Annotated in this window: 11 protein-coding genes; 1 reads left to right on the forward strand and 10 read right to left on the reverse strand. The window is 46.0% G+C overall.

What is annotated here, in order from left to right:
• Nucleotides 1-2 precede the first annotated feature (2 nt).
• On the reverse strand, nt 3-3,734 hold the full coding sequence (locus tag NC997_RS21185; protein ID WP_242031248.1) for a response regulator: 3,732 nt from the start codon (nt 3,732-3,734) through the stop codon (nt 3-5).
• Entirely contained in the window at nt 3,719-4,519 is an 801-nt protein-coding gene (locus NC997_RS21190) for an alpha/beta hydrolase (protein WP_190524850.1), read from the reverse strand. Before NC997_RS21190 ends, NC997_RS21185 begins: the two co-directional genes overlap by 16 nt.
• Before the next feature lie 561 nt (nt 4,520-5,080).
• On the opposite strand from NC997_RS21190, the gene NC997_RS21195 reads away from it, so the two are divergent.
• The gene (locus NC997_RS21195; RefSeq protein ID WP_190524853.1) at nt 5,081-5,779 is read left to right on the forward strand and encodes a hypothetical protein; all 699 of its coding nucleotides are present in this window, start codon (nt 5,081-5,083) and stop codon (nt 5,777-5,779) included.
• A 44-nt stretch (nt 5,780-5,823) separates the two neighbouring features.
• Here NC997_RS21195 and NC997_RS21200 read toward each other — a convergent pair whose 3' ends face one another.
• The 8 genes from NC997_RS21200 to NC997_RS21235 form a co-directional block, all read right to left on the reverse strand.
• The gene (locus NC997_RS21200; RefSeq protein WP_199306031.1) at nt 5,824-6,369 is read right to left on the reverse strand and encodes a hypothetical protein; all 546 of its coding nucleotides are present in this window, start codon (nt 6,367-6,369) and stop codon (nt 5,824-5,826) included.
• Between the two features lie 311 nt (nt 6,370-6,680).
• On the reverse strand, nt 6,681-8,024 hold the full coding sequence (locus NC997_RS21205; protein WP_190524855.1) for a glycosyltransferase family 87 protein: 1,344 nt from the start codon (nt 8,022-8,024) through the stop codon (nt 6,681-6,683).
• A gap of 164 nt (nt 8,025-8,188) precedes the next feature.
• Complete coding sequence (locus NC997_RS21210; protein WP_190524857.1) at nt 8,189-8,914, reverse strand: SDR family oxidoreductase; 726 nt, start codon at nt 8,912-8,914, stop codon at nt 8,189-8,191.
• A 31-nt stretch (nt 8,915-8,945) separates the two neighbouring features.
• A complete protein-coding gene (locus NC997_RS21215) occupies nt 8,946-10,223 on the reverse strand; it encodes a DUF4910 domain-containing protein (protein WP_190524947.1) in 1,278 nt (425 codons plus the stop codon).
• Nucleotides 10,224-10,536: 313 nt separating this feature from the next.
• Complete coding sequence (locus NC997_RS21220; RefSeq protein WP_190524859.1) at nt 10,537-11,478, reverse strand: hypothetical protein; 942 nt, start codon at nt 11,476-11,478, stop codon at nt 10,537-10,539.
• 104 nt (nt 11,479-11,582) lie between these two features.
• Complete coding sequence (gene rfbC / locus NC997_RS21225; RefSeq protein ID WP_190412206.1) at nt 11,583-12,131, reverse strand: dTDP-4-dehydrorhamnose 3,5-epimerase; 549 nt, start codon at nt 12,129-12,131, stop codon at nt 11,583-11,585.
• Complete coding sequence (locus NC997_RS21230) at nt 12,128-13,369, reverse strand: class I SAM-dependent methyltransferase (RefSeq protein ID WP_190524861.1); 1,242 nt, start codon at nt 13,367-13,369, stop codon at nt 12,128-12,130. The genes rfbC and NC997_RS21230 overlap by 4 nt, the downstream gene beginning before the upstream one ends.
• On the reverse strand, nt 13,356-14,405 hold the full coding sequence (locus NC997_RS21235; protein WP_190524863.1) for an SDR family oxidoreductase: 1,050 nt from the start codon (nt 14,403-14,405) through the stop codon (nt 13,356-13,358). Before NC997_RS21235 ends, NC997_RS21230 begins: the two co-directional genes overlap by 14 nt.
• Nucleotides 14,406-14,408: the final 3 nt, after the last annotated feature.

Genomic DNA, 14,408 nt, shown 5'->3' on the forward strand with positions numbered 1-14,408 from the left:
AGCTAATTTGGCTGGCGTTGAGAGTGCAAATCCGCCTTAACTTGTTCATACTCAGCTTCAAGCTGCGGCAATTTGTCTAATGCATTTTTAATATTTCCAGTCCGAGCCATGATTTCTAACTCTTTACAGAGTTGGGCGAGGGTTGTGGCACCTAGGGTGGCACTGCTTGACTTGAGGGTGTGAGCGGTGCGTTGCAACTGGGGTGCATTTGCTTGGGCAACTGCGATCGCGATCGCTTCTAAGAGTTTTGGCGCATCGTCGAGGTAGCAATCGATCATCTCTCCTAAAATCGCCTCGGCATCTTCACCGACCATTTTGCGAAATGATTGCAACACTTTGGCATCAATAGAAGTGCTGAGGACAGAGGGCTGAGGACTGAGTTGGGGAGTCGGAAGGGAGGGGTGAGGGGGTGACGGGATGACGGGGGGAATTCTCCCACTGTCGATAGAAGGACTGAGGACAGAGGACTGAGGACTGAGTTGGGGAGTCGGAAGAGAGGGGTGAGGGGGTGACGGGATGACGGGGGGAATTCTTCTACTGTCTATTTCTGCCTCAGTCTGCACTAAACTGTCTATTTCTGCCTCAGTCTGGACTAAGGCGCGATCGCTCTTGGCTTCGCTAACGTGCTGCTTCGCTAACAATCCTGGTTTCTCAGCCTCGCTTAAAGGCTGACACTTGCTCAAAGCTTGGATGAGTTCCTCGGTTCGGATCGGTTTGCTTAGGTAGTCATCCATGCCTGCCTTGAGACATTCTTCTCGATCTCCTTGCATCGCATTCGCTGTCATGGCAATGATGCGGGGACGAGAAGCAGGCAACCATTCCCCAATGATGCGGCGAGTCGCTGTCAATCCATCCATTTCTGGCATCTGCACATCCATCAGTACCACGTCATAGGATTGGCGATGTAGAGCTTCTAGCACTTCTAATCCATTACTGGCAATATCTGCTCGATAGCCCATCTGTGATAGTAAATACAAGGCTACCTTTTGATTCACAATATTGTCTTCTGCTAACAGAATCCGCAGGGGAAATTGTACCCCTCGTTGGGGATTGATTGCCGGTAGATTTGGGCGCGAGGGTTTCACCGGGATCGGCTGTTCGCCCAAGATATGGCTCAAGACATTATAGAGATGGGATTGTTTAACGGGTTTGGTGAGGAATGCCGCGAAATCGACGGCTTGGACATCATGACTCCTTTCTGGCCTGTCGATGGAGGTCAACACAATTAAGGGTAATTTTTCATAGTTAGGCAGCTGACGGATTTTAGCCGCTAAAGTCAGACCATCCATGTGTGGCATTTGCATATCCAGAATGGCGATATCAAACGGTTCCCCTAAGTTCAACCAGTCGAGGGCTTCAAAACCAGATTCAGCCGCCCAAGTCAGCATTCCCCAAGATTGGGCTTGTAGCGTCAATATTTGGCGATTTGTAGCGTTATCATCCACGATTAGGAGCCGCTTTTCATCTAACTGAGGTTGAGGATTTTGAGAAGCGATCGCAGAGACATTGGGAGCTGATGCCGCAACAATGGTGAAATAAAAAGTAGCGCCTACGTCTGGATGAGGGCTGTTCGCGACCGAGAGCGTAGCAAGGGATGTCGGTCCTAGCGGCTTTACCGCCGCAACGCTTTCGCCTTCTTGAAGGGGAGGAGGAAGGGGAGAATGAAATTCAGGGTTGTTCCTTGCACCCGGATCTTTTTTGATTGTAGGTTGCCAGTTAGAAGGAGGATTTCCCGCGATCGCTCCCAGGCTCTCGACCCACATCTGACCGCCCATCATTTCGCTCAGATGATTGCTAATCGCGAGTCCTAACCCGGTGCCCCCATACTGGCGAGTTGTAGAAGCATCGACCTGGCTGAAAGACTTGAACAGGCGGTCTATCCGGTTGGCGGGAATCCCAATGCCGGTGTCTTTAACCGCAAATTGGATTTGGTAATCGGGCAATGAGTGGGTTTGCTCATGACCGATTTCCGATTCTTCCTGAGCGATCGCCTCTTTTGCACTGACCGATACAATCACTTCGCCAGTTTGAGTAAACTTGACCGCATTACTGAGCAAATTCACTAAAATTTGGCGCAACCGGCTGGCATCTCCCACAATCGAGAGTGGGGTTCCTGGATGAATTAAATATGCTAATTCCAGATTTTTTTCGGCTGCTTTGAAAGCTAATAAATCCAGGGCTTCTTCAACACAAACTCGCAAATTAAAAGAATGCTTTTCTAATTCCAGCTTGCCTGACTCAATTTTAGAAAGGTCAAGAATATCGTTGATTAGCGTTAGCAATGCATCGCCACTGCTTTGGGTTGTTTCTACAAAATCTCGCTGCTGGGAGGTTAGCTCAGTATTGAGTAGCAGTCCCGTCATGCCGATAATTGCATTCATCGGGGTGCGGATTTCGTGGCTCATATTGGCGAGGAATTGACTCTTAATGCGAGTCGCTGCTTCAGCAGCTGCTTTTGCCTTTTCCAGTTCCAGATTCGCCTGGGATAATTCCTGAGTACGCTCGACAAGCGCCAGTTGCGCGAAATACCGCTCGGTAATATCATCGAATATCCAGAGGCGACCGGGCACGTCGTGTACCCGCGTCGCTGTGCTAGAGATACTCAGGGTTTTTGGCGTGTCGCCTTTGAACACCCAGATCCAGTTGCGAATGACTGCTTGAGGTTGGGAAAAAAACTTTGCTGCCTGCGCCACGATTTCCTGTTGATTATCAGCGCTAGTGCGTAGCAATGCCATCGCCTGAGCTAGCACGGGGGGTTCTACAGCCCCTGGGGTGAGTCCCAGTTGCTCGGCAGCGGCTTGATTGATCCACCCTTGCTCCCCACTTTCATCTACAAATACCACTCCCTGATGGATTGTCTCTAACATGGCACCGAAGCGGGCTTGTAGATTCTCCAGCCGCAAGGTGGTATCGCTGAACTGTAGAAGGGTGCGTAACTCGCCAAGTAGCGACTCAATAAATTGGCGCAGACGTGGGGAGATACTGGTCTGGCGATGCCAGATCAGCAAAATTGCACCGCTATGGGGCGCTGATAAAGTCGTGCCCCTACCGGGATACTGAAATGGAAGGATGGCGAGGGATTGAGTCCCTTTAGCGACCAAGACATGAGAAGCACCGGGAGTAGCGGGGTAGTTTGGATAGTAGAGACAGCGATTTTGAGCGATCGCTTTCTCAAACAAGGTGGGCGTTGTCAATTGATCTGGCAGCGCCTGCTGGGGAATACACACCAAGGCTTCAGCGGTGACATCATCAAGTTGGCGTAGCGCGATCGCTGCATCGGCACAAACAAACTCTCGCAGTAAGATCAGGGCTTGCCGGATCGGTATATCGGGAGAATTTCTGGTATCGGTATTGGTAAGAGTACTCAGCACCGATTGGGACGCCAACCGCCACTCGATTCCCCGCAGGAAAGAGCCTACAAGCGTTCCGAACACAGCCACACTGCCCAGCTCAAGTGACTGGCGGGTTAGCCGCCAATCACCATGCAGCAGTCCCAAGAAGAGAATGCAAAGACCTGCGGCGGGTGCGACTTGCACCGCTGGTAGGGGCAGAAGCGTGCATATTATCAAGATGACTGGGGCGACCATCTGCATAGGCTTCCATCCATCCAGCACGCCCAGTCCTACGAAAAAGAGGGTTAGCCAGATTAGGACGGCTCTAAATGTCGGTAGTCGGTCAGGAGGACAAAGCAGCAACCGCGATCGAAGAAGATTTAAGTTTAAGCGGCGATACATTGGGCAATTGCACTCGTTACCACGTCGGGAGCGCTGATATGCGGTAAGTGTCCTCTAGCAGCGATATTCATCAGCTTACCTTGAGGAATTTTATCTGCCATGTACTGACCAACTTCAGGCGGTACGGCAATATCATCGCTTGCCTGTAAAATCACAGTCGGCACATTCAATCGCGGTAAATCATCTCGGTGGTCAGACTGGAAAATCACTTTAGCGACCGCTTGCGCGATATCTGGACGGATAGCGGCTAGCGTATTAGCAAACTCCGCTGCCAATTCAGGTTTATCCTGAGTAGCCATTGCGATCGGCGCAAAACCGCTAGCCCAAGCATAGTAGTTGGTTGACATGGCTGCATAGAGTGTATCTAAGTCAGACTGCTCGAAGCCACCAACATATCCGTCATCGTTGAGATAACGGGGGGACGCATCTAGAAAGATCAGTTGGCTAAAGCAATCAGGCTCGACTAATGCTGCCAGCAAACTAACCATCCCGCTGACCGAGTGCCCCACCAGGATGCTCTTGGTTAACTTTAACTCGGCACATAAATCCAGCAAATCCTCAGCATAGCTATACAAGCTGCTGTAGCGGCGCGGACTATAGGCAGAAAAATCTGACTTACCCCCCCCTACGTGGTCGAACAGTACAATGCGAAAATCGGGCGCGAAGGCTGCTACCTGATGTCTCCAAGCAGTCTGATCCGAGCCAAAACCGTGGGCAAAGATGATTGTCTGGCTGCCATCACCCAGCATCTGGACATTATTACGCTGCATGATGCTTGTTGCCATAGGTAGTTACTCCTTCTCTTTATTACCTTAATCCAAGACAAAAACTGTACCGAAACCAAACTAAAAGACTTACCTCATTGAGGTTATATTTTAGCGTTCCCTAAAAGCTCAGATATGTAACAGCAGCCATGCGAGAAGCTGTCAATTACTATACCGACTTTCTTAACACGGTTCCAAGCCGGAACTAAAGACAATAACCTAACGATCCTTTAAATATTTTAGGTTGAGGCATACTAAGCCTAATGCAAAAATAAACAGTAACGATAAAACGAACATAACTTAAGCTGACCCAATGACTAGATTACAGAATTTCGCTTGATTGTCTCCCTAACCCTTTGTGGCTCCAACTCTTTTTAGCTGCTTAAGCTATCTATTCGTCTGCTGTATTCCTTGAAGTACAGAAAGCTTCAGTCCGGGGATAAATTAAAGAGATTACCCGGTTCTCTAGACTTGTTCGCTCAAAATTATTTATACTCAAGTACATAAAAATGTACAATAAATTAAGTGTTTAAGTTGATTGCATTTTTCCAGTATAAAATTAATAGAACAAGCTGAATAAAAATGCGTAATTTAAAAATAAAAAAAATCTGGCAAGACATCAAAAAGCAAATCCTAGAAGACCGCTCCGTTCTCGTTTTTAATGGTCTAGTGCTGTTACTGTTTCTGGGAATGACAGTCTATGTCAAAATGGCAGGCACCTACTACGGTTCAGACTACTATGCCAGAGTTAATTTCATAAAACTTCTATTTGCTGAACCTTTTCGTAAAGACATCCCTTACCTGGCTCTTTTCACTCACTTTTCAGAAATCCTCTGGTGCATCTCTTTAACGATCTGTTTATTTAGCTTTACCTTACTAAAAAGAATTCGTCATAGTCACAAAGGCGATCCATTTATCTTCTTCTCTGCGATTGCGCTGACTATCTTTCTACTGGATGATATATTTCGGCTCACGTTGACGCTGGATTTATTAGTGGGTATCCCAAAGGTAATTATGTATTCCCTATACGGTCTTGGTTTAGTGAGCTATATCGTTGCATTTTGGCGCAGAATATTATCAACGCCCTATATTCTGTTGCTAGTCGGGTTTAGTTTATTTATAATCTCTGGTATGGCGGACTTATTGCCTATTAAGGGTGAAGGAACTCCAGTTATTTTAGAAGACGGAAGCAAGATATTAGGCTTAGTGAATATTATTCTCTATTTTTGGGACGTATGCGAAAAAGAAGTAATGCGATCGCGCAACCTATCAAATGAATGAACTGCTTTATAACTATTTTTCCTTGTAAGGCTTATTTAGAATTGCTAGTTCAGTTTATATAAGCCAAATTCGCTACGAATTGATTTCGTTATAAATCGATAATTGAAGGCTTCTCTTATCCAAGAGCGAAGGCTTAACGTGATTCCCGCCTTAGCACCAAAGAAGGTGTCGAAACCTGTCTGATAAATATTTTCTCCATTTCCGATAATATAAACAGCACCTTCAAAGGGTAATTGCTTAAGTCTTTCTCCCTGCTTGATCTCGGTTAATTTATGAGAATCAAGGCGAATAAGAGAAGTTAGCTTGGCATCTTCCATCTTTTCAGGCAAATTATACAAATCGTACCGGACAATTCGGCAGCTTCCACACGATCTATTGAAAGCATATTTTTTGTAATATATGAGTTGGCTACCCTCCTGATATACATAGCCCTTATCTACAAACCATCCATTAGATTGAGGATGCTGATTGACAAATTCTGCCAAATGCTTACTTACACAGTCATCGGCATCAACAGCATTATATGAGAGGGTTTTAGCTGTTGAGCATAGATGAAACCTGCCATCATTTTTTGCAACTTGTCTAAACACTTATCAGCCAAATCAGGAGCTGTCTATTTCTCCATAGCCGCAGTTTTTAAAGCTGGACCTGGCGGTAGTAAATCTACTTCAATGTAGGTAATGTGAGGATGATTCAACTCAATATTTTGGTTTTTGTGACTAACAAAAATCACCCTAAAATCTGGTGAAGTTTGATTGCAGATTGACTTGATACATCTTTCAAATAACTTAAAAACGCGCTCCCAAGAATTTGAAGATTGCTGACTTCTGAGCGGTATAACAAAAACAATCATACTGACACCTTAAGAATTAATGCCATAAAGCATGGTCACAAAGCAGGGTTACAGAGAACCAAGACTACTTTGAGATTGCTGAAAGCGTTTTGAATTCTGCCATCGAGCAGCCAACAAGACTCCCAGTAGTAAGATGCCGCCGAAGAAGTAATGAGAGATAAACACCCTGGATACTAAATAACTCAGAAATTGAGCATTTCCTGGTTTGAAGTAAGCCAGAGTATAGGTAACAGGCAACGATATCAATAAAATGCCTAATATTATTAGGCTAGACCAAAGCTGTTTATTAGGGACTGCTAATTTGTTGCCTAGATAGAGAGATAAAGGTAGTAGCAACAAGAGATAGTAGTGAGTCCAAGAGATAGGACTTGTAAGCAGTGCTAAACAAAGGACAACAGAAAGCTCTAAATTTTCTTCTTCTAATGTGACAGGTTTTTTTGAGCGCCAGCAAATCCAAATAGTCGCACCAAACAGCAGTGAGAGCAATGCGTACCGCACCAGTTTGAACCCCAATCCTACCTCTAGAGGCAGCCACTTAGTAAGACCACCGTCAGTTAGCAAACGAGCTAAGAAGCTATCAAGTGACTGACTGTTGTAGGCGGCGATTGGCTTTCCAGCGTAAGGCTGAATGCACATCTCAAACCAAGTCTGATGTAAATCGAAACCGAACAAAAGGATTGATGCTCCGACAATTGCCAGTAGCGCTGCACTAAACCCCGCCACTACTCGCCATCGACTTCTCATTACAAAGTAAACACCAAAAAGGAACAAGGGAATTTTAATCAAAGCAGCGATCGCTAAGAGCGCACCCGTCCAAATTTCGCGTTTAGCCTGGATGCAAAAAAAAGCTGCGATTAGCAACAACAAGACAAAATGAGTCGAATTTCCTTCTCGCAAATTGTAATAAAGAGGACCATTGATCGCAAATAGTCCGAGTAGGGCGATTTTTTGTTTTTCGGTTGTTAGTTCGCCTAGCTTGATTAGTAAATAGTAAGTGAAGAGAATCGCAATGCCACTTAAAAACATCAGCAAAATGTGGGCATTTTGCTTACTTAACAATGAAAAAGGAGTAAATAAATAGGCAATTATTGGAATATTTACAAAAGTCCCAGCCGGACAATCAGGTTGTCCTAAGCAATTTTTATCTGGTAGGTATAAATCTGGGGGATTTTCTAGTACAAGACGACCCGCTGGGTAATAAGCTTTGTCAAAGTCAGCAAATAAATTTTGTGCAGGTGGATTAGAAATATTCCATAAAAATAGCATCATAAGTAAGACAGGGAATCCATAGCCTAACCATAAATTCCATTGCTTTTTTAAGTATTTATCAGCAAGGCTATTTAGCCCAACTGCCCCTAAGATTAAAAGAATGAAAATCAAGTAATTTTTCATAGAAAACCTGATTTAACTCCTATAAATGCTATAAAAAGTTCTGAAGATAAGGTCAGACAAATGATATCTCAGCTCGTGAAAACATAAAGTTGAGGATTATGACGCCTATTAAGCCTTTGGTTATTACCCAAATGTGTCTTTGATTCTATGAACCTCAAGGAAATTTAAGCTTTTCTCAAAGGTCGAATGTTGATGTCAGTTACTTCGGCGGTGCGGGGCAAACTGAGGGCATTGAGTACCACGGCGGCTACATCTTCTGGTTGCAGCAAGCGATCTGGCTGGTATTCTCGACCCTCTATCTCTTGAACCGATGCTTGCATGGGACTAGCGGTGCGTCCGGGGTAGATGCTGAGAACGCGCACGCCATCTGCGTTGACTTCTTCTCGCAGACTGTCAGCGATCGCCTTCAGTGCGTGCTTGGTTGCAGCATATTGTCCCACACCGCCTCTCGCATTCAAACCCACGGTCGAGTTGATGAACGCGATCTGACCCTGACGAAGTGCGATCGCACTGAGCAAAGCTTGTGTCAGCGCATAAGGAGCGCGAACATTGACGCGGTACTGCCAGTCAAAGTCTTCCAGGGAGGCGGTTTTCATGTGTCCTAAAGTGATGACACCAGCACTATGAACAAGCAGATCAACATCTCCTACATCTTGCTCAAGCCGAGTTTTTAGCTGCTGAATGTCTTCGTCTAGCGTCAGATCAACTTGATAAAGCAGAACTTTGGATGCAGTTGCTCTGGCAGTTTCGGCAACTGCCTCTAGAGCTTCTAAATTACGTCCCACTAGGCAAAGCGTTACTCCTTGCTCTGCCAAACCGAGAGCGATCGCTTTGCCAATTCCGCTACTCGCTCCCGTTACAACTGCAATTTTGTCTTTTAAGGTTGACATTCAATTTTGGATGCAAGGATTTAGATTAATCTCAGCCGACGGCTGCTGATTTCAAACACTCTTTCAATAAATCATGTTCTAGTAAAGCATCTGCTGCTCTTTTAATCTCATCAAATGCTAAACCCGACCTGTCTGCTATGTCTAGCAAGGTATGATTGCCATCGGCTAAATTCAAAACCCACAAAATTGCCATTTCATTCAGTGCCCCCTCTTTCTGCCCGCCAATTCCTTTATATAGACCCCTTTTTCCCAGTCTCGGCTCGCATTTAGGATTTTGATTTAAGTAAGTCCCATTGCCTTCCAAAACGTGGAAAATTGACAAACATTTAGAGAATGAGTCAGCCAGATATTGCGGTTGTACAAAATCTAGATTATCTGCCGATGTGTGGTATTCGGGAAACTCACCGTGCTGCGATCGCATAAAACAACCCACAGCCAGATTGAACCCCGGCGAACAATACTGCCGCTCATCGTAGCCATAGGGGAAGAAATCTATAATCTCATGCTCTTGCCCCGAATGCTTTAAAACGTGAAGGCTGGCTCTATCGATTTGGGCATCGCCTTGGCGGCTTCTCTTATAAGTAACTTTGCCTGGATCTCCCACACACGTTACGACCAATCCGTGTTTAATTTTTTGGGCTTGGGCTTCATTTAAACACAGCCAAGTAATGGAACCAATCGTTCCTGGAATAAATAGAAATCGGTAAGAGTTTCTCAGAGAAATCGAGCTGAGATGTTTTGCTAAATAGGCACTTAGAGCGATGCCCGATAGATTATCATCACACAGAGATGGATGACAAGCATGGCAGGAGATTAAAACTTCGTCTGGGCTTTCTCCTTTAATGTAATACTCGCCATAAGTCAGGCTTCCCGGTTCTAAAGATGAATCAATGCAGACTTCATACTCTTCATCTTTTAGTTCTAAAAATTCCTTGTGGCTCAAACAAAAGCCCCAAGTTTCTTTATAATAAGAAGTCCGATAAGGAATCCACTCAGGAGTATCTGGTAGGGTAAACAGGTGTTCTTTCAGTTCCTGCAAGGGCATTTTTTTCCGAACCGGCACGCTGTAATTGACAACGTGCAAGTTAGATTTTTGGAAGTCTACGACTCGCTCACCCTGAGAATTTTTGATGTAGGCATCTTTAATATTCCACTCTTTCGGAACCGTCCAGTCAAACACTTCTGTTCCCGTCGGTACCTCGTGAATTTCTAAGGGAATGAGTTCTTGAATAATTTTGAGAGTTTCTCGAAAGCCATTTCCCGTAATACTGCGGCAAATCGGATATAGCTTTGAGATCACCTGGTACATCTCGTTGCCAATCTCATTAGGGTTAAGAACTCTCTTCAGATCGGTGAGGTTCACAACTTTAAGCCTCTTTTGCAAAAAATCAAGGGCAACTCGAACGTCCTTAATACTAGCTTCAGCACCCGTAAAGTTAGCACTGATTTTAGCGACCTTTACAGGATTGTTAGTTGCTGCATCAGATGGCAATACATCTGAGTCGGTCATTTCAGCTCTCGGAGATCCCCCCAATTGCCTTTTAAAAAGGGATTGGGGGAGATCCTAAACCGAAGAGGGCATCATCTGGAGCTGGAAGTGTTTGCTGAATGCTCGTTAACTTCTAACGAACAGAGTTTAGGACTTCCGCCGGAGGTTGGAACACAAGCCCCTCCTCACTGGGTGGTGGCTCGTTTTCGTAGAGCGCAATGATGTCATCAGGAATGCGAGTGAGATCGCTACCCCGCATGAGTTCTCTGAGCGTAGTGCCCTGAGGCGCGGAGTCGAGATTCGGTGCGCCGCCCTTAGCGATAACATCGTCGAGGTGTACAGTTCTGAAGTCGATGCTAAAGCGCGTGCGTCCGGAGGTGTTGGGCACTGTCCAATGCAGCTGTGCGCCAGAGAAGAGGATGATTCCGCCTGGTTTGGTAACGACTCGGATCTGCGGATCGAGATCGACGTGTTCTAATGGGCGGGGTTGCTTCCGGGTATCTTTCTTGATATGCTGGGCGGCGTTTTTCCGCCCCTCCCGGTTCCACTCATAGTGGTTGTACTCGCTAGAGCCATTTTTTACTGGCTGGCTCCAGTAGCGGGGCTGAAATGCCATCGAACTCTCGGATTCATAGTCGTAGATGGGAAGCCACCAGTTCATCTGGCAGAGGGGAGCGGCGTACCAGGTGTCACGATGCGGGTGCAGCGGATAAGCAACCCCTGCGTTGAGGTAGGTGCCATCACACACAACCCTCATGCGCGGAACGTCGAAATAGGTTTTGTTCATTTCGCAGCCAAGATCCTCTAGCAGTTCCCGAATCAGCTGCTTTGACTTGGGGTGATGGATAAATCTGGGCTTGAGCGGAGCGACAATCTCCACAAACTTTTCGACGGGGAGGCTAAATTGTGCTTCTCGTGGATCTAGAGAACCAAACGCTTCTTGGGTAAGTTCGCGAGCTAATTCGCACAGCGCGATCGCACTTGGACGGGGTGAGAAGACAAAAATCTGTCCGTTGAAAAGATGTTTTCGCCTCACCTCATCGTTAACATCAGAATCGAAAAAGATTGTGTTCACTTTGCTATTTCCTTAAGGGTTGTAGCGCTCAATTCACTCTACATTATCCAAACATTGAGCGGGTAGTTCTGTATCGAACAACTCGCTCAATAGTTAGAAAAAAATTATGCCCCGACAAGAACATAAGAGCTGAACAAAGGCCAGGATAAATCTTTTTCGGAAATTTCACTGACGGGTAAGGGCCATTCAATCCCCAGGATGGGGTCGTCATAGTGCAGCCCGCGCTCATACCCTGGTGTATAAAACTCGCTCATCTGATATACCACTTCGGCGTCATCGGTTAGGGTTTGGAAACCGTGGGCAAACATTTCAGGAATATACAGGGCACGCCGGTTTTCAGCGGTTAGTTCGATGCCAACATGACACAAATACGTGGGCGATTCTGGACGCATATCGACGATTGCATCGTATATGGCACCACGGGTACAGCGAACTAATTTTGTTTCGCTGGCGGGGGCTGCTTGATAATGCATACCCCGCAACGTCCCTTTTTTGTAGTTCACGGATAGGTTGCATTGGGCAACGTTTGGCTTTAATCCACGATCTGCAAATTCATTGGCACAAAAAGTCCGAGCAAATAATCCTCGATTATCTTCTCGTTGCTCTATGTCAATAATAAAGGCACCCTTGAGTTTGGTTTCGGTGAATATCATAGGTAAACTTGCACTTCTGGAATTGGGACTACAAATTTGCCTCCCCACTCTCGAATAAATGCCATCTGCTGCATAATTTCCTCTTTGAGGTTCCAAGGCAAAATTAGCAGGTAGTCAGGCTGTCTTTCGCGGATTTCGTCGGGGTTGAGGACGGGGATATGAGTGCCGGGTAGAAAGGTTCCTTGCTTGTGAGGGCTGCGATCTACCGTAAAATCAACAAAGTCTGTGCGAACTCCACAATAATTTAGGAGGGTATTGCCTTTGGCTGGGGCACCATACCCTGCGATCGCTTTCCCCTGTTGTTTCGCTTCAATCAAAAAAGTCAGTAGCTTGCGCTTGGTTTCTTTGACTTTTTCTCCAAAGGTCAGATAGGTGTCTATCTTATCTAAGCCTGCCTGGGTTTCCTTGGATTTTAATTGATTGACGCGATCGCTCATGGCTGGCTCAGCCGCATTGTCATGCTTGCCGTAAATTCGCAGCGAACCGCCGTGAGTCGGGATTTCTTCGACATCAAATAAGGTCAAACCGTGAGCTGCAAAGATTTTTTCGACGGTTAAGAAGGAGAAGTAGGAAAAATGCTCATGATAAATTGTGTCAAACTGATTTTGCTGCATCAGCTGTAACAAATGGGGAAATTCCATTGTCAAGATGCCATCTGGCTTCAAGGCTATCTTCATTCCCGCTACAAAATCATTCACATCCGGAACGTGGGCGAGGACGTTGTTGCCCAACAACAGATTGGCTTGCTTCCCCTCTGCTGCCAGTTCCTTAGCTGTTTCCACCCCAAAGAACTTGACTAAGCTGGGAATTCCTTTTTCCTCTGCGACTTTTGCTACATTTGCCGCTGGTTCGATTCCTAAAACCGGGATTCCCTTTTCATGGAAATACTGCAACAGGTAGCCGTCATTACTAGCAATTTCAATGACTTGATGATTTTTGTCAAACCCAAACCTTTCTACCATCAAGTCCGTGTAAGCTTTGGCATGACGCAACCAACTGTCTGAGTAAGAAGAAAAGTAAGCGTAGTCTCCATCCCCAAAGATATGATCGGGAGATTCAAACTCTTCTAGCTGCACCAAAAGGCAACTTTCGCAAACATAGGCATGAAGTGGGTAACTTTTTTCTGCCCGACGCAGCTGTTCTGGTGTTAGGTAGTCATTGGCAATGGGTGACATCCCTAGATCGGCAAAGGTGTGCTCAAGGGATTTGCTGCAAAAACGACACTTAGCGATCGCCATGATTTAATAACTCCTTACTCCAGAAAAAATCTCGATCAATTTGTTGGGTGCGAATTAGGTACTCTAGCTGCTTCAAGCGAGTGAAACCTCGGAACAAGAAGATATCTTCAGTCATATCAATTTGCTTGAACAAATCGAATAACTGCTGGGCACCCCGTCGGGCATCCCATTCACACTTAAATCCCGGTAGGGTTTTGTTAATTTTCTCGAAAGAAACTCGATAGCTGCGGTTGTCCGAACCGTTTTCTCCAAAAGTTAACTGGCATCCTTGGAAGACTGAGGCAATAATTTCCGCAATTTCTTTCACTCGATAGTTATGAGCGGTGTCTCCGACGTTGAAAATTTGGTTGTGAACGATGTCACGGGGCGCTTCTAAGGTGCAGATAATTGCCTTACAGATATCAAGGGCGTGAACCAACGGACGCCAGGGAGTTCCGTCGCTGGTCATTTTGATTTCTTTCGTTGTCCAAGCTAAGCCCGCCAAGTTGTTTAAAACAATATCAAACCGCATTCTGGGAGATGCCCCAAAAGCAGTGGCATTTCGCAGAAAGGTCGGAGAAAAATCGTCATCGGCGAGTGGCTTGACATCTCTTTCTACGAAGGTTTTACATTCTGCATAAGCAGTTTGGGGGTTGACGGGAGATTCTTCCGTCACATCATCTTTTGTGGCGACGCCGTAGACGCTGCAAGAAGACATATAAACGAAGCGCCGCACACCCGCTGCCTTCGCTAGATTGGCAAGGCGAACTGAACCTTTATGGTTAATGTCGTAGGTGATATTGGGTGAGAGTTGTCCGGCGGGATCGTTGGAAAGTTCTGCCATGTGAACAATTGCCTCGACCCCCTCTAAGTCTTCTGGTGTGATGTGCCGCAAATCTTTGTTGAGGGTTTTGGCAGTTAAATCGGTGGCGTTATACAGCCAACCTACTTTGTAGAAGCCGGTGTCTACCCCGATCGTTTCGTGTCCGCGTTTCATCAAAAGGGGGGCGAGTAACGAGCCAAGATAGCCTTCTGTTCCGGTTACTAATACTTTCATTCG

Origin of the sequence: Trichocoleus sp. DQ-A2, from assembly GCF_039961915.1 — a bacterium.
Classification (GTDB): domain Bacteria; phylum Cyanobacteriota; class Cyanobacteriia; order Cyanobacteriales; family FACHB-T130; genus FACHB-T130.

What these genes read in the sequence shown, in the direction of transcription:
- NC997_RS21210 (WP_190524857.1), bottom strand. Translation starts at nt 8,914, where the DNA reads ATGTCAACCTTAAAAGACAAAATTGCAGTTGTAACGGGAGCGAGTAGC.
- NC997_RS21215 (WP_190524947.1), bottom strand. Translation starts at nt 10,223, where the DNA reads ATGTACCAGGTGATCTCAAAGCTATATCCGATTTGCCGCAGTATTACG.
- NC997_RS21230 (WP_190524861.1), bottom strand. Translation starts at nt 13,369, where the DNA reads ATGGCGATCGCTAAGTGTCGTTTTTGCAGCAAATCCCTTGAGCACACC.
- NC997_RS21185 (WP_242031248.1), bottom strand. Translation starts at nt 3,734, where the DNA reads ATGTATCGCCGCTTAAACTTAAATCTTCTTCGATCGCGGTTGCTGCTT.
- NC997_RS21205 (WP_190524855.1), bottom strand. Translation starts at nt 8,024, where the DNA reads ATGAAAAATTACTTGATTTTCATTCTTTTAATCTTAGGGGCAGTTGGG.
- NC997_RS21235 (WP_190524863.1), bottom strand. Translation starts at nt 14,405, where the DNA reads ATGAAAGTATTAGTAACCGGAACAGAAGGCTATCTTGGCTCGTTACTC.
- rfbC (WP_190412206.1), bottom strand. Translation starts at nt 12,131, where the DNA reads ATGATATTCACCGAAACCAAACTCAAGGGTGCCTTTATTATTGACATA.
- NC997_RS21195 (WP_190524853.1), top strand. Translation starts at nt 5,081, where the DNA reads ATGCGTAATTTAAAAATAAAAAAAATCTGGCAAGACATCAAAAAGCAA.
- NC997_RS21190 (WP_190524850.1), bottom strand. Translation starts at nt 4,519, where the DNA reads ATGGCAACAAGCATCATGCAGCGTAATAATGTCCAGATGCTGGGTGAT.